Raw genomic sequence first — 26,230 nt, forward strand, 5'->3', positions numbered from 1 at the left:
AATAACCGAGGGTTTTAATAAAAGGAATAAAATGGATAGTATTCGATTTAAAGAATAGCTTCCCGCTGATCTGCACTGAAATAAATAAACAAAAATAAGCAAGACGCCCATACCTGAAGGCTATTATAAAAGACTCAGGGTGTAAAACGCATAAACTATCTAATAATGTCTATTTCCAATAAACCTGCCCCGCAGGCTCAGTTATTAAAATTTAGCTAACAATAGTGAGATTGACGGCTTTTACAAAAATGAAATGAAAAGATAATTAAGTTGAGACCCATCAACATGCAGTTCTGGCGAAGCTTAAAAAGCCTCTACTTTTTAAGTCGCAGCTTTATGGATTATGCTTAAAGCCAACCGCACCAGTTAATTGTTAATACTTATTCAAACCAAATCCAAATGGATACAATGCTTCTTCTGCATCCTGTGCCAAAGGTAAATCCTCATACTGATCAGGCCATGATGTTGGCAATTTTCCAACGGGTATAAAGCCATTAGCAGCAAACAAAAAATCAGCTACCCCTGCGCCTTCAGAGCCTGGTAACCATGCTGCAATAAACGCATCACTTTGGTTAATAATGTCGGTAACCGTCATTACTCGCCCTGAAATCAATACGACTATGACCTGTTTCCCTAACGACTTGCAGTGTGTAATCATCTTTCGCTGGGTTTGGGTTAAATTCAGCTTGGTTGAATCGCCCATAAATTCTGCATAAGGTAATTCACCTACTACGGCAATGACTTTACTGGCCTGCATGTCTGCTGTGCATCCCATTGGCTGATATTGTGCCTCGGGAGCAAATCCATGAATACCATCTAATATTGTTGTTGCACTAGCATAACCGTGCTTTTGGCCTTGCCAATGAATAGACCAACCACCACTTTGCAAGCCGCTATTGTTAGCATGCTCACCCACAACGGCTATCTTGTCTGTAGATTTAAGGGGTAATGCGTTTGCTTCAGATTTCAGTAAAACAAGGGATTCTCGCACTGCCTGTCTGGCAACCTCACGATGCATAGTAGAGCCCACTAATGCTGAAAGCTCCTTTTTTACGAAAGGGTCTGTAAATAAACCGAGGTCAAATTTTAATCCTAATATCCGTGCTACCGCATCATCGATCCGTTTCATGTTAACGTTACCATCAAGAACTGTTGCTTTAAGTTTTGCCATAAACTCGTCATGGTTAGCAGGTTGCATCGCAATATCAATACCCGCATTAATGACCGTGTAAGGCTCCCCCCAGCGAGTTCCGCCTAACCAATCAGTTACCACGACGCCATCAAAACCTAGCTGACCTTTTAATACATCTTGCACCAAATATTCATGTTGATGCATGTTGGTTCCATTTACTGAATTAAACCCCACCATTATTGAAGCAATTCCCATATCTACGGCCGCTTGATACGGGGGTAAATATCTGTCTTTTAATGCTTGATCACTGATAATAGCGTTTCCGCCTTCTTTTCCGCCAGTCGTTGCTCCATCACCTAAATAATGTTTGGCGGTCGCCGCTATGGTATGGCGCTGTTTTAAATGCGTACCTTGATGGCCCTGTATAGAAGCAATAAGCGCTTTGGTGGTGACATTAACATCTTCAGAAAAGCCCTCGTAAACTCGACCCCAATGCTCATGTTCTGGCATGGCAATAACTGGAGAAAACGTCCAATTAAAGCCAGTTCCAGCGGTTTCAATGGCAGTGATTTCAGCAGCACGGCGGATTAAATCATAATTACGAGTGGCCCCCATTCCAAGATTATGAGGAAAGATAACTGCACCTTCAAAGGTATTTTGACCATGCACAGCATCAACCGCAATGAGTAGCGGAATACCGAGGCGAGTTTTTAAAGCATAACTTTGAAAGGTATCGAACGTTGTTACCCAATCACTGATTTTAGGGCCTGGCGTTCTTCCTTCTGTATGAATGATTGAGCCGATGGTTCTATCTTGAATAATCTTGGGCGAAACATTGTTGTGCCAAACCGATTGTGTCATTTGGCCAATTTTTTCATCCAGTGTCATCTCTTTTAAGAAGGCGGTTATTATCGCTTCTTTGCTATCGTATGCACAGATATCAAATTGTGCACTACCCCAAATGCATTGTACGTCAACCATTTTGGTTGGCGTGGGCTCTGTCGTTTTTTGAAGCGTACAAGCCTGGATCAATATCAAGCAAAGACATGCGTAAAAAAGGGTTTTAAACTTAAGTAGAGTCATTAATAGTAGTTCACAGTCTGATTTTTTTCTGTTGCGGAGTTTACACAATCCAAAAGGTTTTTAAAATATCGTGACATTAAAATGCTTGCACTTACCAGACACTTGGCCATTTTAATAATGAATGGACGGTACGTTTAAATAAACTCTAGCGCTGTTATTTTTATCTTTTTATCACTGTTTGCTAAATACCATGACATGCTGCTGTGGTAAATAATCGTCGGTGCGTAACCATTGTAGACCAACCGCACTCATTTCTTTTTTGACTTGCCGTTGTGTCATTTTATGAAGCGGCTTGATGGCCACACTGCTGTCTTCACCACGGTATTCAACCAGTACCACCCGGCCGCCCGGTTTCAATCCCTTCACTACCCCAGCCATCACCTCACGTGGATACGAAAACTCATGGTAAGCATCGACCAATAACACCACATCGACACTGGCATTAGGGATATTAGGAGACCGTTCACTTGCCACAACAGTATCAATATTGTTAACACTGTCAGCTATTTTTCGTCGCTCAATCAATTTCAGCATTTCAGGCTCTATATCGACCGCAAGTACTTTGCCTGCAGTTAATTTAACAGCCATAGGGAAGCTGAAGAAACCAGTACCAGCACCGAGATCGGCCACATGATCGGTGGCCTTTAAAGTCAAGTTTTGAAGTAATAAATCAGTGCGTTCCTCACGCTCGCGCCTGGGACGCTCAAGCCAACCGGCACCAAGATGGCCCATAACACGGGATATCTCACGACCCTTATAAAATTTTCCGATACCATCGCGACTGGCCTCCCCTATTTGGTAATAGGACGCGTTGTTAGCAGTGTCGGCCTGGATTTGAGCAGGTGCCAGAACCAATGTGAGGATGATAATAATGGTGATGATCATAAAAACCCCTTAAATTTTAAGCCTATTTTATAACAATTATTCGTGCTTTTTATCATCACTTCGTTACGCGAGGCTGGAGCCTAACGATCAGTTTACTGATGATTTCCTTATCTTGCTGTCACCAGAACTATTCAAGCAAAAATAGCATCCGTAAAGTGCAATTCTTAGGTGTCTTTGTTTAGAAAGTACATTATTCCCTGTGATATGCTTTTGTGCGATGCCCAGGATGCAGTTACGAAATGCACTAACTTTAAAGGCACGTCGATGGCAAGTTGGAATGAGTGAAAAGTAACTCGTTAGCCTGCCAGTAAACTTACATTAATATTTCCCCCCGGTGGCAGCATTAGTCTATGCAGACATCAGTAGCTGAAGGGGACTACGAACACTGAGCACAACTGCCTTATCGTCGTCTCTAGTGTGTATAACTGAAACAATCATATGGACTGACTAACGATTTTGTTTCAATAATCAGGCCCATGAATGGATATTATCCGATGAAAAATACCGTAGCCTCTTTATTAAATCAGCAAGCTCAGTGCGTGCTAGCCACCCTCGCTGACAAAGAGCTAGCATTACATCTAATGGCTTATGCTATTTCGACAGATTTGGATGAAATCTACCTTGCCTCGTTAGAAAACACTCAAAAAATAAAAAACATGCGTGCTAACCCTAATGTGACCTGTCTTTGGGATAATCGCACAGGCAACAATAAGGATCATACCAAGGGCTTAGCTATGAGTGGCTTTGGCAAGGCCCGCGAACTAACAGGCGATTCGGCTCGAGCGGCGCAGCACTTGCTGCTGCAGCGTAATACGACACTGGAGCCACTATTATCTGATCCCAGTGTGGTAATTTTTGCGATCAACATTGATCGTTACCAGTGGGTACAAGGCTATACTCAGGTGGTGATCTATGAACCAAAAATCAACTCAACAAGCTCTAAAGGAGTTACACCATGACTTCAAGATTTAAAGACAAAACAATTATTATCACGGGTGCATCTGCTGGTGTAGGCGCCGCTTGTGCTCGAGCTTTTGCGGCTCAAAAAGCTAATCTGGCATTAGTGGCTAGAGGTCAACAAGGCCTGGACATAATTAAAGAGGAACTGTCGACTCAGACTAAAGTCCTCACTGTGGCTATGGATGTAGCCAATACCGAGCAATGTTTGGCCCTGTTTGCCAAGGTCGAGCTGGAATTTGGAACTGTTGACGTGCTGGTCAACAATGCTGGCATGCACAGCCGAGGCAACCTAGAGACTGTCTCTCCAGCAGACGTAGGGGCTATGGTTGATATCAATATTCGCGCTCCTTTGATGATGTCGTGTGCAGCTATTCCTTATCTGCGTAAAGCGGGTGGCGGTGGTATTGTGATGGTCGGCTCACTTGCAGGCATGGCTCCATTGCAAGGCGCTGCAACATACTCTGGCACAAAAGCGGGGTTACGCGCATTTGCCTATGCCCTAGCTGATGAGATGAGAGGCACAGGCATACATGTTGGAGTGGTCTCTCCCGGGCCAGTTGATACTGGCTTTATTATGGATGAGATTGATAACGTTGAAGACATCGTTTTCTCGCAGCCTATGAGCAGTGCTGGCGAAGTAGCAGGTGCGGTTTTGAGCATCGCAGCAGGTGAAAAATTAGAAATTCCCTTGCCAGCGGCCAGCGGCAAAATGGTTAATCTAGGTTACCTGTTTCCTTGGCTGCGTCGCTATCTTCGTCCAAAATTGTACGCTAAAGGCCGAAAAAATAAAAATAAGTATCGTAATCGACAAATTAAAGAGTGACTCTAATTCAGTTAATAATATTCATCTTTCAATGAATCTAAACAACAAGGTTGTGATGGGTTTTTGCTTAAATACCTTGGGTGAAATACCCTTGGGTGAAATACCCTTGGTTAAATAACCTGGGTTAAATACCAAAGCATAAACATGAGCTTTGCCCTTCGCAGGTCAACATATGAAGAATTATTGATCATCGATAAAAAATTAATACGCTCGAAGTTTTCATTGATTCTGGTGATGATATTTTAAATGAGAACAACAAAAATATGTTTAAAAAAAAGCAAGATGCAAAGCCCAAGGAGATAACATACGAACGAGTGAAAAGTTATTTTTTGTGGTTGATTGGCAAATATGGAGATTACGCATCAAAAACCTTAATGCAAAAGGCAAACATATTATTTAAAGAAGATACCTCCTTTAATGAGGAAGCGATTAACCATCTTATCGAACGTGGAATTGTTGATGATCTTCGGTATGCAAAACGCTTGACCCTGAGTTATTCTGAGAAGAATATTGGTCCCAACAAAATAAAGCAAAAACTTTACACCAAAGGCTTCACATCCCAAATAATCAATGAATGCTTAGGAGCATTAGATAACACTGAAGAAGACTATTTAGGTAAAGCACTCGCACTTAAATTTAAAAAATTCGGTGAAGACCCAATTGTAGATGAAAAGCTTAAACAAAAAGCATTGAGACATTTGATTGGGCAAGGATTCTCGTATTCCGTTGCCAATAAAGCGATTAGCCGCTCAGGCAATGAGGATTAACACAATTCAGTATTTTCCAGAAAAATTGCAAACCAATATTTAAAAGCTTGGGGCCAAGTTGTTTGATTAATAAGCATTTAAGAATTAGAGATATACACATGCTAATTCTAAATTACAAACATACCCATTTTAAATATTGTCAAATAGCTCTACATATTTGGCTTAATGACAATAGTGGCAAGTAGTTAGGCTATAAATAACAAATATGAAAGAGGGACTCTGTAAACACAGAGGAGTGGAGCGATTAAACAAAGATTTGAATAGGAAGAAACATTCGTTAGTCGTTATGACAGAATTCAAACCTGCGACCTATTCACTCCCAGCCAATAAAGGGTGCTACCAAGTTGTTGTAGTTTGACGTTGACTAGATTAAAGATAGGGGGTAATAAAATTTAATTGGTCGGTGAATTAGAGTTCAAAACTGCAACCCCTTCCAGCCTAGCCAATGAGGCTGCTACCAAGCTGTTGTAGTTTGAAGTTGACTAGATTAAAGATAGGAGGTCATAAATTTTAATTGGTCGGTGTGATAGGATTCGAACCTACGACCCCTTCACCCCCAGCGAAGTGCGCTACCAAGCTGCGCTACACACCGACCGAGCTGCGCATTTTACGGAATTTAATTTTGTTTGCAACGCTAAATCAAGCCAATTTGAGTTAGTTGCGCATTCCTTAGCCAAGATTTGCTTTTTAATCTGAAATTTAAGGCTTTATCCCTGCTTTGGCCGGAACAACTGAAATTTTTGTAGTTCACTCACAGAGAAATAATCACCTGGACCGCCACCTCGCATAACAGGTTGCATTGCCGCGGTATCGTAGACCCCGTCTTTTAGTGCCATTTGAGAAATATGAACACCTACTACCTCTCCAAGGACTAACCAACTTTGACAATTTTCACCGAAAGAAGATTGTAATTGGATCACTTGCGATGTTTTACATTCCATCACCACAGGGCTCAGTGCCACATGAGGCACATCGATGACTTTTGATTGACCTTTAGCAATGTTAGCCAGCTCAAATTCGTCAACGTCAGAGCCAACAGCTACGCTAGTTTGATTCATCATGTCAGCAAGGGAGCGGGTAACAAGGTTCCAACAAAATTCCCCCGAATCGGCAGCATTTTTCACACTGTCTTTGTAGCCAATACTAGAAAAACCAATAATGGGAGGATGGTAATTGAATGCGTTAAAAAAGCTATAGGGCGCTAAGTTCACTTGACCATTAGGACTCTTGCTGGATATCCAGCCAATTGGCCGCGGGGCAATAATTGAATTAAAGGGGTCATGCTCTAATTGATGACCGTCTTTGGGTTGATAAAAATGAGTATTATCTGGCACAAGTTATCCTTCTGACATATGAAAAGTGAGAGGTTTCTATTCGACACATTTTACGCTTAATTTAGTGTGAATTGCCCGCTCATAGATGTTATGGGCGATGTCAAATAAGCACAATATTGGTTAGGTTATCTAAGTCACTTATTCTAGGTGAATTAATAAGTAACTTAAGATTTATCATCTGCGCTAATACGGCTAGCGGTGGCACCTGATTGATCTTTATACTTTGCGTCAGCTCTGGAGTTGTATGGTTTTTCAGCAAAATCTGATAACAATTCAAAACTGATTGCACCGATTTTCATGCCAGGTTTGAGGGCTAATGGTAACTTACCGCTGTTAAAAAATTCTAATACAATATTACCTGACCAGCCGGGATCAATTCTATGAGCCGTAACGTGCACCATTAAGCCCAATCTAGCTAACGAAGAACGTCCGTCCAGCCAGCCTACAATATTAGCCGGCAGGGTTATCGACTCTTGGGTCACAGCAAGCGCTAGCTCACCCGGGTGTAAAAAAAAGGCTTTGTCATCGGCAATGATAATTTCATCACTCATCACATTGTTCAATGCTTCTTGCACTTGGGCTTTTGGGCCGCTTAAGTCTATATAGGGTGCATGATGATCTTCAAACACGCGGAACTTATTGCCAAGCCTAATATCAACAGTGACACCGCTGATTTCTTCATAATCTGGCTGTGGGGATATTTTTATTTTGCCATCTAGCAGGTGTTGGTAGATGTCTTTGTCACACAATCGCATAGAAATGAGCTCATTTATTGCTGGTTTTATTTCGGCCGGTTGACCGTGTTTCTTTCATGCACTGAGCTTACGCTATTTGCACACTTTTTAAGTAACAATATTTTGCGGTTTGTCGGGCTAATTGTCGATAGGTCTCACATAATGGATGCTGTGGTTTTGAGATTTGTATGGGTTTACCGCTGTCAGCATGTTGGCGAATATCGATATTGAGAGGCAATTTTCCGAGTAAGGGTAAATTATACTTTTCTGAGAGTTTGTCACCTCCTAGTTCAGAAAATATCGCTTCTTTGTGCCCACATTGACTACATAGGTGATAACTCATGTTTTCCACTAATCCCAAAACAGGAATATTGACCTTATTAAACATAGCAATGCCTTTAACCGCATCGGCTAATGCTAAGTCTTGTGGAGTGGACACTACCAAAGCTCCGCTCAAAGGGACTTGTTGCGCCATGGTTAATTGAATATCACCCGTACCGGGTGGCATATCTACAATCAGATAATCAAGTTCAGGCCAAGCTGTTTCATTAATTAATTGATGCAATGCCTTACTTGCCATTGGCCCGCGCCATACAGTGGCATCTTCAGCGGGAACGAAATAACCGATAGAACTAGCAACTATTCCGTGGGCAGATACTGGATCAACTTTTTTATTGTCCTGACTACTGGGTTTAGCCGTTGGATTACCCAACATAATGGGAATTAGAGGGGCCATAAATATCCGCGTCTAACAAGCCCACTTTTGCACCTTCTGCCATAAGTGCAAAAGCCAAGTTAATACTGGTGGTTGACTTACCCACTCCCCCTTTACCAGATGCCACAGCTATAACATTTTTGATAAGAGGAATGTGAGCTACTTTGGTTGGGACCGATGTTATCTGAGTATCGATAGAAATGGGTAGTGCTGAGTCTTGTACTGACAAACCAATTTGTTTGATAAGTTCACCATGCAAACTTTTAGCCGCAAAGGGCATGGTTACTTTCACAGTACCTTTATGCACATGGACCCAACTTTTAACGGATGTAATAGGTAGGTCAAAAAAGCGGCTAATACATTCTGCTATTTTCAACTCATCTATATTTTTACTGCTTTTACTACCAAATAACATGTCTTGCCTTAACTTTTATAACTCAAACGGAATTTCGTAATGCAATGATGGCGTATTTTCGCTACTATTTGCGACAATTTTTTACAATTCAGTTAAACATAATTCACCATGCCAGAGAAAATTCGCAAAATCCTTGTTACCAGTGCCCTCCCCTATGCCAATGGCTCAATTCATTTAGGCCATCTTTTAGAGCATATTCAAACCGATATATGGACAAGATTTCAGCGAATGCGCGGCCATAGCTGTTATAGCGTGTGTGCAGACGACGCACATGGCACCCCTGTTATGCTAAGGGCACAACAGCTTGGCATTACACCAGAACAGATGGTGGCCCAAACTCGTGACGAACATCATCAAGATCTCATTGATTTTGGTGTCAACTATGACAACTACCATATTACTCACTCAGACGAAAACAAAGAACTATGCGAGTTGGTGTACAACCGTTTAGACGATGCAGGTTTTATCAGTAAACGCGTGATCAGTCAGTTGTACGACCCTGAAAAACAAATGTTCCTGCCTGATCGTTTTGTACAAGGTACCTGTCCAAAGTGTGACGCACAAGACCAAAATGGCGACAGCTGTGATGTATGCAGCGCCACTTATGACCCGACTGAATTAAAAAATCCTCGCTCAGTAGTATCTGGTGCAGAGCCTGTATTGCGTGACTCTGAGCATTACTTTTTCGACTTGCCGCAGTTCCAAGACATGTTACAAGACTGGTTACAAAGCGGCGCTGTGCAACCAGAGATTGCTAACAAACTTAAAGAATGGTTTGAAGAAGGCATGCAGCAATGGGATATCAGCCGTGATGCCCCTTATTTTGGCTTTGAAATCCCTAATGCCCCAGGCAAATTCTTTTACGTGTGGGTAGACGCCCCTGTTGGCTATATGGCCAGCTTTAAAAACCTATGCGATAAGACCAACGGCTTAAACTTTGACGATTACTGGAACAAAGACTCGCACGCCGAACTCTACCATTTTATTGGTAAAGACATTACCTATTTTCACTGTTTATTCTGGCCAGCCATGCTTGAAGGCGCTGGATTCAGAAAACCCACGGCGGTGAATGTCCATGGCTTTGTGACGGTTAATGGTGCCAAAATGTCTAAATCAAAAGGTACCTTCATTAAAGGTCGCACTTATTTAGATCACCTTAACCCTGAATATTTACGTTATTACTTTGCCTCAAAGCTAAGCGATGCGGTATCAGATATTGATCTTAATTTCGAAGATTTCGCTCAAAAAGTCAATTCAGATTTAGTGGGTAAAGTAGTGAACATCGCGAGTCGCTGTGCTAGCTTTATCACCAAGCGTTTTGACGGCAAGTTATCCAGTAATGTGCTTGAACCAGCACTCGTCGCAGAATTTCATCAAGCAGCAGCGAGCATCGCCCAGGCATTTGAGAAACGTCAATATCACAAAGCGGTACGTGAAATCATGGCATTGGCAGATAAAGCCAATCAGTTTATTGATACCAACGCCCCTTGGGTAACCATTAAAGACGAAACCAAACAACAGTTTACTCATGATGTTTGTTCGTTGGGTATTAACTTGTTCCGTATTTTAGTGGTGTATTTAAAACCTGTGGTACCTAGTTTAGCAGCACAATCCGAGTCATTTTTAAATGATCAGCTGACGTGGGAAAGTTCACAAAGCGTATTAACCGATCATCCTATCAACAAGTTTAAAGCCTTAATGCAGAGGGTTGATATGGATAAAGTAAGCGCCATGATTGAAGACTCAAAAGAAAACTTAGAAGCCCTTAACCTACAAAACAACAATCAACAACAAGCGCAACTTGCTCCAAAAAGTCCATTGACATCAGATCCCATTGCAGACACGATCAGCTTTGAAGAATTTGCCAAAATTGATTTACGTATCGCACGTATTGTCAAGGCAGAACATGTAGAAAAAGCAGATAAGTTATTGCGTTTAGAGTTGGACTTAGGTGGCGAATCTCGTCAAGTGTTTGCAGGGATTAAATCTGCCTACAGGCCAGAAGACTTAGAAGGCAAGTTGACGGTCATGGTCGCTAATTTGGCACCACGTAAAATGCGTTTTGGCATGTCCGAAGGCATGGTACTCGCAGCGGGTCCAGGTGGTGAAGACATTTGGATATTGGAGCCACACGAGGGCGCGCAACCCGGCATGAAGGTGAAGTAAAATAACACAAGAAAACCGCATCATTTTAATGTAAGAGCGCACGCTATGATGCGAGATAAAACCAATTAAAAATTAAAGCAATCAGCTCTTCTGATTTCTAAAAGAATGTATCTACGTTTTCTCCTAATGTGAAACCAGAAACTGATACACATTAATGTAAAAGGCAAACCATAGAGAATGTCTTTCTATTTTGTCTTGCCATAAGGTCCTAGATTTGTATGTGTTCCTTGACTTATTTATCTGATTAAAGTCTTGCGCATAAGTCTAAGGGTGAAACCGAAATGAATACCGTATTTTCTCATCGGAAGTTTTTGTTGTCCCAAATCCCTGGATAAAAATAGCGTCTGCATCCATAAAGGATGCAGACGCTTACATTATATAAACATACTCTAGATTATTAGGCTAGAAATACCCTTTTACGCCAAGGCTGAGGTTCCTGCCAGGTCTAGGCGCTAAGTCTTTCAGATAGGAAGTATGCACACGCGCTTCTGTATCGGTTAGATTATTGCCTTTAAAGTAGACAGCTAGGTTATAGGTTGGTATGTCGTAAGAGACGCTCAAATCAAGCATGGTGTAACCATCGGTAGACGTTTCATATTCCGCAGTATGCTGTTGCGAATGATATCGCGTCACATCCAAGTGCGCGCTAAACTGCTCGTTTTGATAGCTCAGCTTAGTACCAAAACGCATTGGAGACGTTTTTGGCAGGTTACCACCGTCTTTGAGTCTGGCTCGGACAAAATCAGCAAATATTTCGGTTTTAAATTCGCTATTCACTTGCCATGCGACTTGCGCTTCAAAGCCATTTAACACCACATCTTGTTGATTAAACAAAAACAGGGGTAATTCACTTCCTTCCTCATGTGAATCTTCCTCATCCGAATGTTCCTCTTCAGAATGCTCACCATGGTCATGGGCTTCAACATGCACCACTAAACCACTGTCTTGCTGATACAAGTAGTTATCGATACTGTTATAGAAAACGTTGAAAATGAAGCCAACATCACCTTCTGTTTTACGGAAAGTCAGATCAATATTATTCGAGGTTTCAAGTTCGATTGTCATATCCGACAACTCGATGTGGGTTTCGTCATCCTCTTCATGCAGTTCAAACAAAGCACCTACTTCGTAAGTACCGGTACCGATGTGCGTTCCAAACGAAAACAGCTCTGCCGCAGAGGGCGCGCGCTCAGACCGGGAGACAGAAATACCAACATTGTACTCGGGAGCAAAACTCCAGACTGCACCAGCGGATAATGATATAGGCGTATAATTTTCATTAAACGCAAACGATCCACCGCCATGTTCATCATGGTCGCCTTCATGTTCGTCATGATCGCCTTCGTGTTCGTCATCGTGTTCGTCATCGTGTTCGTCATCGTGTTCATCATGATCGTCTTCATGCTCTCCTTCAGCGTGCAACTCAATACTGGATAACAGCACATCATTGGCTTTCAAGGTTACCCGCTCAATACGTCCGCCTAATTGCAATAAAACGTCACCAAAGTGTCTCTCTTCCATTAAAGCCAACGCCAGCATGCTTGTTTCTGATGGAGGGGTGAAAGCTTCTTCGCCTTCGGCTGATGATTCACTATTTTTGTAATGCAGGCTTAATCCGCCGCGCCATTCTTTAAAAGGTTGATGAAGGGCGTCTATTCGAAATTCTTGTGTTTGGTTTTCGAATACAGTCCCCACTTGTCCTTCTTCAATTTCGGCGTGTTCGTAGTCAGTTAAACCGGCACGTAATTTAATTTGATTAATAAAGCTATTTTGCAGATCGAATTCACTTGAAATCTGAATCCGTGTTTGTTTAAGATCGGCAAAAACATTCTCCTCTGAATGCTCTTCGTCATGGTCATCATCGTCATGCTCGTCTTCTTCGTGTCCTTCTTCACCATGTGAATGACCAGGAATACCGTATTGCCGATCAAGTTTTTCAACTGACAAACCAACAAACCCATTCTCGAATAAGTAACTGCTTCCAAAAGTGAAGCCGTATGATTCCTCGGCACTGTTTTCGACGGTATAGTCACCGTTATGATCATCGTGGTCGTCATGTTCGTCATGTTCGTCATGTTCGTCATGTTCGTCTTCATGAGATTCGGCTTCGACAGGTATTTCATAGTCATCTGAGTCACGTACAAAACCATCTGCATAAAATGCAAAGTTATCGGTGCCTGTAGTCACATTGAATGATGCTAATTTTTGATCATCGACTGTGCTGGTTTCAACTAACCATTCGCCTCGTGTTTCGCTGTCGGTTGGTACACGGTTATCCACCACATTAACCACACCGCCAATGGCACCACTGCCATAAAATAATGTGGCAGGGCCGCGTAAAACCTCAATCTGTGTGGCAGTGGATGCTTCGCTAGCGACAGCATGGTCGGGACCAATACGTGATGCGTCGCTCACATCCAAACCATTTTGAGTAATCAACACTCTTGGTCCACTTAGCCCGCGAATAATTGGGGTACTGGCTACTTTTGCATGAAAGCTAGAGTGCACGCCCACCAGACTATTCAAGGTTTCACCAATAGTCGCACTTTGTTCACGTCGCAATGCTTCTCCAGACAATACACTTACCGGTAAAGCCGATTCCATCGAAGATAAATGCAGTGGCGTAGAAACAATGTCTACCACTTCAATAGGAGAACTCTTTAACATGAATGAGATATTTTTCGTGCCAGCACTGGGGACATCAATATCTTGATGTAAGTGGGCAAAACCGGCTGCGGTAATATGCAGTTCATTAATACCCGTACTCAATCCTTCAAATACAAAACGGCCATTTGTATCAACAATGGCCTCTATGCTGGAGCCTTCTAACTTTACTTTGGCGCCTGCAATAGGCTTTCCAAAACTATTTTTGACTACTCCTTCTATAGATTGCGCAAACGCACTGGCCGGCAGAAGCACAGCAACTATGACGGCTATTTGTGAGACCTTAAACATTTTCTTTCCTCATATTGTTATGATATAACATTTTAAAACATATCAATGTTATGTTATATTATATCAATAAGGTAAACAACCTTAGGATGAGAAAGGATTGAAAATGACAAAACTGCAATTACTCAGTGATAAATTGGCGATAGGTTTATCTATGGTATGTGCTGTCCATTGCTTGGTATTGCCAATGCTGCTTATCTTAGTACCACCTTTTTCTGGATTATTTGCTTTAGATGACGAAATGTTTCATCAGTGGATGTTATACGCAGTTCTGCCTATCAGCATTGCGGCATTAATGATGGGTCACTTTCACCACCGCAGTTATGAGGTTTTTCTAGTGGGCTCAATCGGGCTTTCGTTGATTATTCTATCGGCCACTTTAAGTCATGATGTATTAGGCGAGACAGGCGAAGTTGTTTTATCAATACTGGGCTCTATGATTATCGCTTATGGGCACTTTCGAAACTATCAATTAAGCAGCGCTAGACATGAAACGCAGTAAAATGTTAGCAAATAAAATATTAATCAATGCTGACCTAAACACAATAAATTATCGTTTAAAAGGAGTGATAACGTGACAACAACACTAACGAGTGTCGGTGTTTTTTTAAGCATCGTTGCGGTATCTAGTCTATCTCTAGCTCATGCTCAACAAGCAAATTTGGGTGCACATGTTCATGGTATATCTGAGCTAAACATTATCATTGAGGGAAACAAACTCGAAATACAATTACGATCGCCGGCAATGAATATCCTTGGCTTTGAGCATAAAGCGGATACTGTGCAACAAATTATTAAGGTGAAGCAATCAGAATTGAAGTTGCATGATCACGAGGCACTTTTTTCATTTTATTCAGGAGGTTGCAGCCTTAATAAAGCTCAGATAGACCTGTCATATTTAATCAAAAATAATGCAACTGAAAAAAACACCTACACACCCGACAACCACAATCATCACAAACATGATATTGCTCAACATCAAGATCGCGAGGCTGAGCATGGCGACCACAGTGAAATCGTCGCGCATTATTATTACGACTGTGAACACATGGATGAGTTGTCGTCCCTCTCCCTTGGTTTTTTTGATGTATTTCCTACTGTACAGCAGATTAATGGTATTTGGATTACAACATCTGGGCAAAGTGCTTTACCCCTTACCCGCCAAAATAAAACGATAGTTTTTTAGGTAACGTCATGGATAAATTAGATGTAGCCATTAGCCAAGCAGAGCAACAATGTAGAGTTCATGGCACACGTTTGACCGATAAGCGAAAGCAAGTTTTGACTGGCCTTTTGAAGTATGGCAAAGCACTTTCTGCCTATGAACTGGTAGATTTATGTAAAAAAGAATTTGGCGAAACGATACCTGCAATGACTGTCTACCGAATATTAGACTTTCTTGAGGAAGAAAATCTGGCGCACAAGTTAAAAATAGCTAACAAGTATGTGGCCTGTTCGCACATACCTTGTGACCACAATCATCAACCGCAATTTCTAATTTGTACTCAATGTCTAAAAGTCGAAGAGATCAGCATTGACTATACCATTATTCAGGCACTTGAAAAAAATGTAAAACAAGCTGGATTTCAAGTGGTTAATTCAAAACTTGAGATGGACGGTGTGTGTAATGAATGCAAAGTGGTAGCAATCAGACCTGCCAATATAGGGTGCAAGCTAGACGTATAAACATCCAAAGATGACCAACTTCAATATGACCAACAGCCACAACACATAAACAAAGGAACAATAATGCTTACCAGAGGTACCCATTTATGAACTCAATGAAATTTTTTTCCGATAAGCTGGCTATAGGCTTGTCATTAACTTGTGCTATCCATTGTATAGCATTGCCATTTTTATTGATTGGATTACCGAGCTTTGCTGCGTTAAATTTAGATAATGAGGCGTTTCATGTATGGATGGTTGTTGCCGTTATCCCTACCAGTATCTATGCGCTTTTTATGGGCTGCAAGCAGCACAAAAGATATGAATTGCTTAAATACGGAGTGATTGGGTTAACTTTATTGATACTAGCGGTAACACAAGGGGAAGAGATAATTGGTGAACTATGGGAGAAGCTACTCACAGTATCTGGAGCCATGTTTGTTGCATACGGACATTACCGTAATTTTCAGTTGTGCCAAAATCAACAAGACTGCCAGTGTGATAGTAAAGCGCATGATGAGTCTCCTGTCTAGCGCCAAAGGTTCACTCAAATAACAACGTATTTGAGTGAATGAAAAGTGCCTGCAAACACAGTCGATCGTATTTGCAGGCCTTTGAGCTTACATTGTGTTAATCATAGAAAGTAACCCAGGTTGCAAGGAAACAAGTTCATGAAAAACCTTTTAAGAATGGTGCTAGTCGTTTTGACTTGTTCGGCTTGTTCGGCAAAAAACAATACCCATCTAGGGGCAACATCACTCCCGTCGGTTAAATCGATTACTGTTGACGGTATGACCTTAGCTACTTGGAATATTGAGCACCTTAGCTTTCCTGCCGAACTGGGTTGTAAACCTCGCAGCCAAGCCCAAATAAATGCAATGAAAGCCTACGTAGACAGATTAGATGTTGATATCTTTGCTTTACAGGAGGTCGCTTCAAAACAAGCAATACAACAAATTTTTGCCGCTGATAAATGGCAAATTATTGTGTCTGAAAGAGCGCCCAGCAGGACGTACACCTGCCGTGGCAGTGATAACCTGTCCACTCAACAAAAAGTGGCTTTTGCAGTTCGCCAGCATATACCTGTCTCAGCTAGCAAAAACTACGCTGATTTGGCGATAGACAGAGAAGGGTTACGTTATGGTTTATCTGTGACCTTACCCACACCTAAGGGCGAGACAGAAATCCTTAATCTGCATCTTAAGAGCGGCTGCTTTGTGGATAACTATAGCCGTGCAAATTCAGAAGCCTGTCAAGTATTTGCCAAACAGGCACTGATTTTGGACGAATGGGTTGAAGCAAAAGAACGCGACCAACAGCCTTACATAATTCTTGGCGACTTTAACCATCGCTTAAGTGCACCTTACAATCAGCTTACCCGAGAGCTACTTGTTAATACCAATGGCAGTGCTTCTAAGCTGTTTAACACCACGGCTGATTTGATAGGTTGTCATCCTTACTATCCGGCGCCTATCGACCATATCTTGGCGGGTGGCTTCCAGTCATCTTCTCTTACACTTCAATCACAAACGCACAAATTCGACAATATGGAAGTTGACGGCATGTTAAGTGATCATTGTGCGGTCACTCTGTCGATTAGTTCACAGCCTTTGCCTCTTTCGCCAGCAGTGAAATGGTTAACCACCAGTAAAGAATATCAATTCCTTACTCGGGAGATTTATCAACAAGCTACCCGCACACTAGAACAACTATCTCCACAAAAAGGTAACTGGGTGGTGGTAATGGATGTAGACGAAACCATTCTGGATAATAGCCCTTATCAGGTGTCGCTGGATAAAACGGGTGCTAGCTATATCTCCAAGACCTGGGAATATTGGGTAAAACAAGCCTCGGCGGGTTTGGTTCCGGGCGCTACTACCTTCATTCAAGCGGTATTGGATAAAGGTGGCAAGTTAGCACTTATCACCAACCGAGAAAAAAATACTGAGTTATACACTTGGCAGAATTTACGTACCTTGGGTTTACCACTTACCCAAGTCAATACCTGCTTGTTAGGCAGAGCCGAAGCAGATGTGCGTGCTATTGACGACGAAACTATGATCAATGACAAAGACTTGCGCCGTCAACAAATTGAGATGGGTAATGCACCTTGTTACAGTCACCAACCACAGTCACCAAGAACACAAGAATGGTCGCAAACACAGCAAATATTGATGCACGTGGGCGATAATATTGAGGACTTTCCAGGTATGACTCAAAAAAATGCCGATATCGCAATTTTGTTGTTGCAGCAACCACGTACATTCATTTTATTGCCTAACCCCACATATGGGTCGTGGTAACTACGCATCTGGACTAGGAGAAGGTGATGATTAATAGACGACAATTTAATCAAGGTTTAGTGGCCATGGCGTTTGGAGGCTTAGCATCACATCTGCAGGCCTCACAGTCTCGCTTACAAACTACTGCTATGGATCAAAATGGCGCATACGGCAAACTGATATCTGATCCTAATGCGTTATTAGACTTACCCTCTGGTTTTAGTTATGAGGTTATCTCGCGTCTGGGAGACAACATGCAGGATGACCTGAATGTGCCTGATCGTGCTGATGGTATGGGTTGTTTTTATCTTGATGATAAACGAGTGGTTTTAATCAGAAATCACGAAATCACGACCAATAAACTGATCAAAAAACATCATGGTGACAAGCAAGCTATGATGCTTGAGTTAGCCTATGACAACCTTGAGAATACTTATCCGTTGCCCGGCGGGACCAGCTCCATTGTTTACAATCTGCAATCGAAACGTGTTGAACAGCAGTTTATGTCGCTAATTGGCACGATCCGTAACTGTTCTGGTGGTGTTACACCCTGGGAAACATGGATGACCTGCGAAGAATCGGTGGATAAAGCAGACAAGATGATCAGTAAAGATCATGGTTATGTGTTTGAAGTACCTGCCAATGCCACCAAGATGGTCAATGCCATCCCTATTAAAGCGATGGGCAGATTTAACCATGAAGCAGCTTGTGTTGATCCCCGAACGGGCATTGTTTATATGACCGAAGACAGAAACGATAGCCTGATTTATCGTTATATTCCAAACCAAAAAGCTAACTTACAGTCTGGTGGTCGTTTGCAAGCATTAGTGATAACACAACAACCTAAATTCGATACACGCAACTGGCATTCAAAATCTATGCCCTTAAACCAAGAAATGGCCGTTGAATGGATTGAGTTGGAACACCCTGAAAGCCCAAATGATGACCTGCGTTTGCGAGGTTTTAATTTAGGAGCAGCGCTGTTTGCAAGAGGCGAAGGTATGCATTGGGGTGATAACGAATTATATTTTTGTTGCACTAATGACGGTGCAAAAAAATTGGGGCAAATTATGCGCTACGTGCCTTCTTTAGCCGAAGGTAGTCCAGGTGAAAACAAACGTCCTGGCAAACTGAGTTTGTTTGTTGAAAGTGAACATCCACAAACTATGAATTTTGCAGATAATGTTACCGTAGCACCTAACGGTCACTTAATTGTGAGTGAAGACCAATATACTGATCACAAAGAAAATCATATTAAAGGGGTGACGCCAGATGGAAAAACCTATGACTTCGCGCGCGTAAGATTGCAAACCGAACCTGCCGGAGCCTGTTTTTCGCCTGATGGACGTACCTTGTTTGTTAACTTATATTCCCCGACGACTACTGTTGCCATAACAGGCCCATGGGAAAGGTTTATTAGTTGACCTAAGATCGAGTCAGATTAGTGCATGCGGAAGTTATCTGGTTGTTCATAAAACTTTTCTACCGTCAATAAATCTAGGCTGTATGCTGAGGTACCCAATGGGTCCTCATACAAGTCTTGTCTAAGAACGCCTGAAATCGTGTATGGCATTTGAAAATCGGTTGCTGGCATGCCATTAGGGATAGTCACATAAATCAGTTGATTAGGCGGTGGCGGAGGGTAATGAATACATGCCCCAAAATAAGGCACCAAAAAAAAACTGGTCATGGTTCTATTTCCCTGTACATCAATAGGCACTACAAACCCTGAAATTGATATCGCTTTGTTTAGAAAATTTTTAACTATATTAGTTGACTTCAACGTCGCTTGATAGTTTTGATCAGTCGTCGCTTGCAGAGACAATACCACCTGTTCGGTTAAGTCAGTCGGCAAATTTTGCTGATAACGACTTAACATTTGTTTGTCTTTTGTGGGTAACAGCTCGCTCCATTCAATGGTCATGGGCGGTACAGCAGTAAAACCATGGGAAGTGGCAGCGTCATTTGCATCATAAAGTCGAGGTTCATCAATAACAATATGCTCGATATAAAACAAAAGCGTTCTCCAGTGCTGCCCTGCCCACACACCACATAGCAAAAATATAATTAGAATAATAACGGGCTTAATCATGGATCTCAGAACAATAACAATATGATATAATATAACAATACCAAAGAATCTTGTAAGCATATATCAATTAATTGGAACCCCATGGAAAAACTGACCTCACAAACACTGCCCATTCCCACTAACATTATTACGGGCTTTTTGGGTGCAGGAAAAACCACGCTTATCCAACATTTATTAACACTCAAACCTGCCAACGAAAGATGGGCCATTTTAGTCAATGAGTTTGGTGAAATTGGCATTGATGGTGCATTTTTTAAAGGCCGTCCAGAAAATAATATTTACGTACGAGAAGTGCCCGGCGGTTGTATGTGTTGTACATCAGGTTTGCCCATGCAAATCGCGCTAAATCAATTAGTATCCTATGCCAAACCCCATCGACTGATCATCGAGCCGACTGGCTTAGGTCATCCAAAAGAAGTGTTGGCCAGTTTACAGCAAGCTCATTATCAAGATACATTCTCTATCAACAGCACACTGACGCTAGTTGATGCACGCTTGGTCACAAAAGAACGTTATAGCCAACATCAAATTTTTAGGGAACAGTTGGAAATTGCGGATCATATTGTCGCGACTAAAGCGGACCTTTATGAGGGGCATGATCAGGGAAATCTAACCGAATATCTTACTCAATTAGATTTAGCCACAACACCACTGACAGTTTTGGATAACAACAAAATTGCGTTATCCATACTGTCTTCTAAAACAAAGTTTAAGCTGCCTGAGACTAACCATGTTGAGCACGGCGTCAGTGCCAAATTACTAGATATAGAAGAAGAGTTGTCAAACCATGGCAAAGTAAAAGTCAGTAATGATAAGGATAACTTTTATTCCTGTGGCTGGGCATTTCGCCCTGACAAAGTGTTTGATTTTGGGCAAGTAATGAATGAACTAACGACCTTGAATGTATATCGATTAAAGGCCGTGATAATAACCGAAAAAGGTATTTTTACCTTTAATAAGTTCGATGAAGTGCTCAGTTGTAATGAGCTGGATGAAAGTATGGACTCACGACTTGAGGTGATCACCACAGAACAGACAGCACTTAACCAAATCGTAGATATCTTGGAAAATACACTTTTTGCAGAGAAGTAATGGTGCACTTCACCATGGGGGTTTATTCAAAATACGCTATGGGGTATCAACCTGATAGTTAATTAAATTGAGTGCACACTAATATGGCGTTCTTCGTCAACTGAGTTTGCTTCACTCAATGCAGTAATGCGCACTTTAATATGCTGTTCGCCAGTTTCTTGCGAAGCGAAGTGTAACTTGTAAACACCACTGGGTTTCGTCAACACAACTTCTGAACCGTCTAATAAATTGATATTTTTATCGCTACTAAACTGAAGCTTGACATTTATAAATGAGTTGGGGACTTGATATGAGATTGCCAATACTGAGGGCGAACCATTAGGCACAGATAAAAATCGGTCGTGAGTGATACTCAGTATTGCACTGGTATGTTGGTTGCTATCCATATCATCACGATGAAGCATAGAATAACGCGGGCCAAAGGAGCTAAATCCATAGCCACCAGAACCATGTAAATCACAAGCGAATGCGGGTAATAACATGGCCGGAATGCACACACTAGCTATGATAAAAAAGTGTTGTTTAATCGTCATTTAACTTCTCTAATTACGGTTCTTGATATGGAATAACTTGATGCAGTATCATTGCATAGACCGACACGCCAGTTTCGGTTTCGATGGTTTTAAGTGCCAATTGGCCTTCGAACCAAAACGGATCGTATAAATTTTCTAGCTCAATTCCTTCATTTACAACAACATGAATAATTTGGTTAGGTGGCGGGGGTGGCATATGCAAACATGCACCAAAATAAGGGACAACAAAAAATTCCGTCACTATTCTTTCACCCGCGCTTTCAAGCGGTACGATAAAACCGGGAATACGAATAGACTTTCCATCATACTCATTTACCACGTTAGTAGACACGAGTGCTTTTTGGAAACGTTTACCTTTGGCATCTAATTGCGTGTTTTTTTGCAACAAATCCACCGAATCTTGATCCGACCCATCTGCGATATCCTTAAGAAAATCAGGTGGATTAAGCAGCGCGTCCAAATCGTCTTCAGGGATTAAGGCTACCCATTCAATTGTTTGGAAGTTCTCGTCATTTTCTGGCAAAGTGGCATGAACTAATGATACAAACAAAAAAACCAATAAAAAGCTCAGCAGAGCTTTGCCAATGTACGATTGCATAATCAAAGTAAATCACTCAATATTAATTAAACTTTTATAATGTTATAACATATCTATTACGAGTTGGCGAAAAAATGAAAACTAGATGCAGTTAAACGAAAATTCGACGAATGTGACAGGTAAAGCCGCATCTCAACCATTGGCGATTGAAGTTCAAAATCTGCAACATGGTTATGGTAAAGGCAGGATCGATTTGAAAATTAAGAACTGGCAATTACAACATGGCAGTCATGTGTTTTTACATGGTGAATCGGGTTCGGGTAAAACCACTTTCTTGAATTTGATTGCAGGTATTTTGACACCACAAGCAGGGGAAGTGAGACTATTGGGTCAAACTTTTTCTGGCCTGTCTGCCCGTAAACGAGATCAATTTAGAGCCTGTCATATAGGTGTAGTTTTTCAACAGTTTAATTTGATCCCTTATTTAACCGTGTTACAAAACATCATGGTAGCAGGGTATTTTGCAAAAAAGTCCAACGATATTGAACATCGAGCTACGCAATTGCTCACTGAGTTAAAGCTACCCACGAGTATTTTACAGCAGCAGGCCAGTCAACTCAGTGTTGGGCAGCAACAAAGAGTTGCGATAGCCCGGGCTCTAATTAATCAACCTGAACTATTACTTGTGGATGAACCAACGTCTGCACTCGACGCAGCAGCGAGAGATACCTTTATGCGTATCCTGCTAGACATTTGCCATAACAAGCTCACCACCCTTCTTTTTGTTAGCCATGATATGAGCTTAAAGCATTATTTTTCGTCCAGTATTGATATTCACTCACTAAATCAGTCACAGGGGTCAACTGTATGTTGATGTCTTTGGCAGTAAGTAGCCTTAAAAATAGACGTAAATCTATTTTACTGACTTTTTTCAGTCTTCTGATCAGCATCAGTGTGTTGCTTGGTGTGGAGCACATAAGACAACAAGCAAAAGAGAGTTTTAGTCGCACTGTATCCGGTGTTGATTTAATAGTAGGGGCGCCTAGTGGGCAGCTTAATTTGTTGCTTTACTCCGTATTTAGAATGGGCAGTCCCACTAACAATATCAATTATAAAAGCTTTCAAGTTCTGCGAAACAATCAACAGGTAGAGTGGGCTATCCCAATATCATTAGGTGATTCACATCATGGTTTTAGAGTGATTGGCACTACCCAAGATTACTTTACTCACTTTAGATATGGCAAAAAACAACCGCTAGAATTTGTACAGGGACAGGCTTTTTCTAGTCTTTTTGAGGTAGTGATAGGCATTGACGTGGCGAAGGAACACAACTACCAAGTGGGTGACGAAATAGTGGTCGCTCATGGTGTGGGTTCCGTCAGCTTTAAGCATCATGATGAGACGCCTTTTGTAGTCAGTGGCATACTTAAACCTACAGGCACCCCCGTTGATAAATCATTACACATTACCTTAGAAGCGATTGAAGCGATTCATTTATCTCCGGCTAAACTCAGGCAACTCATCAACGATGAAGATGCCGTTGACTTGAGCCCAAACAATGTAACCGCGGTGATGTTAGGTTTAAAATCTAAGTTCGCTACTTTTACCTTGCAGCGAAATATTAACAGTTTTCCAGACGATCGGTTGATGGCTATCTTACCAGGAGTTGCCATGTCAGAACTATGGAGCATGATGGCAAATTTTGAAATCTTACTGCGCGTGATTAGCATTTTGGTGCTATTCGCCTCTTTGTTCGGCTTGTCTACTATGTTGCTGGCGTCCATGGATCAGAGAAAATCAGAAATCGCAGTATTACGAGTTTTGGGTGCAGGACCCAGCCTGATTTTTTCTTTGGTACTGATTGAAGCATTGATGTTGGTGAGTGTCGCTATCATTGCATCGGTGATGACCATTAGCCTAACATTAACCTTACTTGGTGATTGGTTGGCGTCTGAGTATGGCCTTTTTCTCAGTGCTAACTTGTTGTCTATGGAAGCATTGATGGCAATTGGGATCATACTTTTCGCGTCAATTATTACCTCGACCATACCTGCTTTTGAAGCTTATAGAAATGCCCTGCATTCGACTTTATCTGCTAGATAATTAAAATAACGCTGAGCATAGTTAAAATTAACAGGCAAAATAGTTACGTGGTAGTTTTAGAAATTTACAGAGAACGACATCGAAGTTATTACTGTAATTATTGGGACAATTTGCGACGCTCTGAATTGTTTACAATTGCGCCAAAAGCAAACATCATCACCGGGTTGAAATAACAAAAAATATAGCGACTCCACGTTTTTTTTAACATGCTCATCAACAGGCAATCTTCGGATTTAAGGGGTGACTAAATCAACCAATCTGTTAAGTCAGTGCTGAGTAAACTGATTGTAAATAAGGGTGAAAACGTTACATTACTCATCATTACTTCTTTGGAGTTTCAACTTGCATCAGCCCGTTTCTGACGCTGGCCCCCACAGTAGAAAATTTAGTTTTGGCTTTCCATTTAAGTGTGATCATCGACAATTGAATTTCTCTTTTTCTGGCAATTATCACGTACATAGAGGTCAATAAAGGTAAGTATTGGTAACACCATTGACTCCACTTTGAGGATGCTTTAAGTTTTCGTTGTAAAAACAATTCGTTAAATAATAAGTGTTTGACATCAACTATTTCAAACCCTAATAGTTGCAACCAGTCTTTTACCCTAGCGCAGCTAAAAAAACGCGCCTCGTGCAATATGTTGTCTTGATTGAAGGGCAAGTGTTTAAATAACCCACATAGGCTAAGAGGGTTAAAGCCCGTAATAACAAGATAGCCATTAGGCATAATTGCCCTATCCACTTCTCTTAATATCTGATGGGGATCTTTGGAAAAATCTAATTCATGGGCTAACAAAAATGCGTCGACACTGTTTTCACTCAAAGGTAAATCATCAGGGGTTGCGACTAAGCTAGTATAAGCCTGTGAATTGGATGTAATATTAATTTGATGTTTTATTGGGCACGAAGCGAGTTCAATTTGACTGCTTAAATGTCCTAAACGCACTAAGTGATAACCAAAGAACTTGCGACTGACTTCGGCGATTTCTTTTTCAATTAGACACTTAAGCTCTGCACCTAAGGGCAAATCTTGCCAAAGCTGAGGTTTGCTTGGGTGGTTTTTGATTAACGCTGGTCTCATTGATTTATGTTACTCTAAAATTAAGAAACTGTTAATACTATTGTTTATGGAAGGAGACACAATATGTCTGTAAGCGTTTTCCCTATCAAGGCATTTAATGATAATTATATATGGTGTCTTCACAACAAAACCCAGTGTTCTGTTGTTGATCCAGGCGATGCAGCACCTGTCTTAGCCTATTGCCAAGATAATCAACTCACCCTTTCAGCTATTATTATCACTCATCATCATTGGGATCATACCGGTGGCATTGACGCGCTATTAGCAGCCTTTCCAAATATTCCAGTCTACGGTCCTCAAAATAAAAATATTAAACAAATTACAGTTCGTTTATCACAAGGTGATGATATCGAGCTGGCTCTACTGGGCGTGAAATTCTCTATTTTAGAAGTGCCTGGCCATACTTTAGATCATATTGCATATTATGGTGATATCGGTCTGTTTTGTGGGGATACTTTGTTCTCGGCTGGTTGTGGTCGATTATTTGAGGGAACGCCACAGCAAATGTTTGCATCTTTAAGCAAGTTAACAGCGCTTCCTGCTGATACTGCTGTCTACTGTACTCACGAATATACTATGGCAAACATTGCATTTGCTGAGGCCGTGGAGCCCAATAATCAAGCATTGATTGATTACAAACGCTGGGTGAACCAACAACGAGCAGAAAATACTCCAACTCTGCCATCAAATATTCAGCGTGAGCTGGATGTGAATCCGTTTTTACGTTGTCATAGCGCAGAGTTGGTAGCAAATGTAAGCCAAAATATGGGCGCAATGTTAGCATCTGAACAGGAAATTTTTGCTTCATTAAGAAGTTGGAAAGATAATTTTTAATGGGTAAAATAGGTTTTAAGGCAACGTTTATATGTCACCCCTGTT

At 41.5% G+C, this 26,230-nt stretch carries 23 protein-coding genes, 1 tRNA gene and 1 pseudogene; 14 read left to right on the forward strand and 11 right to left on the reverse strand.

What is annotated here, in order from left to right:
• Positions 1-373 precede the first annotated feature (373 nt).
• Both Q0Y52_RS11195 and Q0Y52_RS11200 read right to left on the reverse strand, forming a co-directional pair.
• Positions 374-2,113 (reverse strand): glycoside hydrolase family 3 N-terminal domain-containing protein, encoded by a 1,740-nt coding sequence (locus Q0Y52_RS11195; RefSeq protein ID WP_297821585.1) that lies wholly within the window; start codon positions 2,111-2,113, stop codon positions 374-376.
• 273 nt (positions 2,114-2,386) lie between these two features.
• Positions 2,387-3,100, reverse strand: a complete 714-nt coding sequence (locus Q0Y52_RS11200; protein WP_297821587.1) for a class I SAM-dependent methyltransferase — start codon at positions 3,098-3,100, stop codon at positions 2,387-2,389.
• 494 nt (positions 3,101-3,594) lie between these two features.
• On the opposite strand from Q0Y52_RS11200, the gene Q0Y52_RS11205 reads away from it, so the two are divergent.
• The 3 genes from Q0Y52_RS11205 to Q0Y52_RS11215 all read left to right on the forward strand — a co-directional run bounded on the left by Q0Y52_RS11205 (position 3,595) and on the right by Q0Y52_RS11215 (position 5,650).
• Positions 3,595-4,059 (forward strand): pyridoxamine 5'-phosphate oxidase family protein, encoded by a 465-nt coding sequence (locus Q0Y52_RS11205; protein ID WP_297821589.1) that lies wholly within the window; start codon positions 3,595-3,597, stop codon positions 4,057-4,059.
• Positions 4,056-4,883, forward strand: a complete 828-nt coding sequence (locus Q0Y52_RS11210) for an SDR family NAD(P)-dependent oxidoreductase (protein ID WP_297821591.1) — start codon at positions 4,056-4,058, stop codon at positions 4,881-4,883. Before Q0Y52_RS11205 ends, Q0Y52_RS11210 begins: the two co-directional genes overlap by 4 nt.
• Positions 4,884-5,146: 263 nt before the next feature.
• A complete protein-coding gene (locus tag Q0Y52_RS11215) occupies positions 5,147-5,650 on the forward strand; it encodes a regulatory protein RecX (protein WP_297821593.1) in 504 nt (167 codons plus the stop codon).
• A 515-nt stretch (positions 5,651-6,165) separates the two neighbouring features.
• Here the strand turns inward: Q0Y52_RS11215 and Q0Y52_RS11220 are convergent.
• The 4 genes and pseudogenes from Q0Y52_RS11220 to apbC all read right to left on the reverse strand — a co-directional run bounded on the left by Q0Y52_RS11220 (position 6,166) and on the right by apbC (position 8,848).
• Positions 6,166-6,242, reverse strand: a tRNA-Pro gene (locus tag Q0Y52_RS11220).
• 115 nt (positions 6,243-6,357) lie between these two features.
• Positions 6,358-6,984 carry a flavin reductase family protein gene (locus tag Q0Y52_RS11225; RefSeq protein ID WP_297821594.1) on the reverse strand — a complete coding sequence of 209 codons (627 nt, stop codon included), beginning with the start codon at positions 6,982-6,984 and terminating at the stop codon, positions 6,358-6,360.
• 164 nt (positions 6,985-7,148) lie between these two features.
• Positions 7,149-7,739, reverse strand: coding sequence for a dCTP deaminase (dcd, locus tag Q0Y52_RS11230; RefSeq protein ID WP_293759175.1), 591 nt, complete (start codon positions 7,737-7,739; stop codon positions 7,149-7,151).
• 67 nt (positions 7,740-7,806) lie between these two features.
• A pseudogene (apbC, locus tag Q0Y52_RS11235) lies at positions 7,807-8,848 on the reverse strand (iron-sulfur cluster carrier protein ApbC).
• A gap of 108 nt (positions 8,849-8,956) precedes the next feature.
• Here apbC and metG point away from each other — a divergent pair.
• Positions 8,957-11,014 carry a methionine--tRNA ligase gene (metG, locus tag Q0Y52_RS11240; protein ID WP_297821596.1) on the forward strand — a complete coding sequence of 686 codons (2,058 nt, stop codon included), beginning with the start codon at positions 8,957-8,959 and terminating at the stop codon, positions 11,012-11,014.
• A 402-nt stretch (positions 11,015-11,416) separates the two neighbouring features.
• On the opposite strand, the gene Q0Y52_RS11245 is transcribed toward metG, so the two are convergent.
• Positions 11,417-13,969 carry a TonB-dependent receptor gene (locus tag Q0Y52_RS11245; protein ID WP_297821598.1) on the reverse strand — a complete coding sequence of 851 codons (2,553 nt, stop codon included), beginning with the start codon at positions 13,967-13,969 and terminating at the stop codon, positions 11,417-11,419.
• 103 nt (positions 13,970-14,072) lie between these two features.
• Here Q0Y52_RS11245 and Q0Y52_RS11250 point away from each other — a divergent pair, with 103 nt between their 5' ends.
• The 6 genes from Q0Y52_RS11250 (at position 14,073) to Q0Y52_RS11275 (ending at position 19,337) form a co-directional block, all read left to right on the forward strand.
• On the forward strand, positions 14,073-14,468 hold the full coding sequence (locus tag Q0Y52_RS11250; protein WP_297821600.1) for a MerC domain-containing protein: 396 nt from the start codon (positions 14,073-14,075) through the stop codon (positions 14,466-14,468).
• Between the two features lie 72 nt (positions 14,469-14,540).
• Positions 14,541-15,152, forward strand: a complete 612-nt coding sequence (locus Q0Y52_RS11255) for a DUF2796 domain-containing protein (RefSeq protein WP_297821602.1) — start codon at positions 14,541-14,543, stop codon at positions 15,150-15,152.
• Positions 15,153-15,160: 8 nt separating this feature from the next.
• Positions 15,161-15,652, forward strand: a complete 492-nt coding sequence (locus tag Q0Y52_RS11260; protein ID WP_297821604.1) for a Fur family transcriptional regulator — start codon at positions 15,161-15,163, stop codon at positions 15,650-15,652.
• A gap of 95 nt (positions 15,653-15,747) precedes the next feature.
• Positions 15,748-16,164 carry a MerC domain-containing protein gene (locus Q0Y52_RS11265; protein ID WP_366939286.1) on the forward strand — a complete coding sequence of 139 codons (417 nt, stop codon included), beginning with the start codon at positions 15,748-15,750 and terminating at the stop codon, positions 16,162-16,164.
• 138 nt (positions 16,165-16,302) lie between these two features.
• Positions 16,303-17,934, forward strand: coding sequence for an HAD family acid phosphatase (locus Q0Y52_RS11270; protein ID WP_297821608.1), 1,632 nt, complete (start codon positions 16,303-16,305; stop codon positions 17,932-17,934).
• A 26-nt stretch (positions 17,935-17,960) separates the two neighbouring features.
• Positions 17,961-19,337: an alkaline phosphatase PhoX gene (locus Q0Y52_RS11275; RefSeq protein WP_297821609.1), complete on the forward strand. Its 1,377-nt coding sequence runs from the start codon at positions 17,961-17,963 to the stop codon at positions 19,335-19,337.
• Between the two features lie 17 nt (positions 19,338-19,354).
• Here Q0Y52_RS11275 and Q0Y52_RS11280 read toward each other — a convergent pair whose 3' ends face one another.
• Positions 19,355-19,930, reverse strand: a complete 576-nt coding sequence (locus Q0Y52_RS11280) for a DUF3299 domain-containing protein (protein ID WP_297821611.1) — start codon at positions 19,928-19,930, stop codon at positions 19,355-19,357.
• 156 nt (positions 19,931-20,086) lie between these two features.
• Between Q0Y52_RS11280 and Q0Y52_RS11285 the strand changes: the two genes are divergently transcribed.
• The gene (locus Q0Y52_RS11285; protein WP_297821613.1) at positions 20,087-21,097 is read left to right on the forward strand and encodes a GTP-binding protein; all 1,011 of its coding nucleotides are present in this window, start codon (positions 20,087-20,089) and stop codon (positions 21,095-21,097) included.
• Positions 21,098-21,159: 62 nt separating this feature from the next.
• Here Q0Y52_RS11285 and Q0Y52_RS11290 read toward each other — a convergent pair whose 3' ends face one another.
• Together Q0Y52_RS11290 and Q0Y52_RS11295 are read right to left on the reverse strand one after the other, a co-directional pair.
• Complete coding sequence (locus Q0Y52_RS11290; RefSeq protein ID WP_297821615.1) at positions 21,160-21,630, reverse strand: hypothetical protein; 471 nt, start codon at positions 21,628-21,630, stop codon at positions 21,160-21,162.
• A 13-nt stretch (positions 21,631-21,643) separates the two neighbouring features.
• Positions 21,644-22,228, reverse strand: coding sequence for a DUF3299 domain-containing protein (locus Q0Y52_RS11295; protein ID WP_297821617.1), 585 nt, complete (start codon positions 22,226-22,228; stop codon positions 21,644-21,646).
• Between the two features lie 85 nt (positions 22,229-22,313).
• On the opposite strand from Q0Y52_RS11295, the gene Q0Y52_RS11300 reads away from it, so the two are divergent.
• Together Q0Y52_RS11300 and Q0Y52_RS11305 are read left to right on the forward strand one after the other, a co-directional pair.
• Positions 22,314-23,042, forward strand: coding sequence for an ABC transporter ATP-binding protein (locus tag Q0Y52_RS11300; RefSeq protein ID WP_297821619.1), 729 nt, complete (start codon positions 22,314-22,316; stop codon positions 23,040-23,042).
• A complete protein-coding gene (locus tag Q0Y52_RS11305; protein ID WP_297821622.1) occupies positions 23,036-24,271 on the forward strand; it encodes an FtsX-like permease family protein in 1,236 nt (411 codons plus the stop codon). Before Q0Y52_RS11300 ends, Q0Y52_RS11305 begins: the two co-directional genes overlap by 7 nt.
• A 321-nt stretch (positions 24,272-24,592) precedes the next feature.
• Here Q0Y52_RS11305 and Q0Y52_RS11310 read toward each other — a convergent pair whose 3' ends face one another.
• Complete coding sequence (locus Q0Y52_RS11310; protein ID WP_297821624.1) at positions 24,593-25,351, reverse strand: methyltransferase domain-containing protein; 759 nt, start codon at positions 25,349-25,351, stop codon at positions 24,593-24,595.
• Positions 25,352-25,414: 63 nt separating this feature from the next.
• Here Q0Y52_RS11310 and gloB point away from each other — a divergent pair, with 63 nt between their 5' ends.
• Positions 25,415-26,185 (forward strand): hydroxyacylglutathione hydrolase, encoded by a 771-nt coding sequence (gloB, locus tag Q0Y52_RS11315; protein WP_297821627.1) that lies wholly within the window; start codon positions 25,415-25,417, stop codon positions 26,183-26,185.
• Positions 26,186-26,230: the final 45 nt, after the last annotated feature.

The organism is uncultured Paraglaciecola sp. (assembly GCF_943787955.1).
GTDB lineage: Bacteria > Pseudomonadota > Gammaproteobacteria > Enterobacterales > Alteromonadaceae > Paraglaciecola.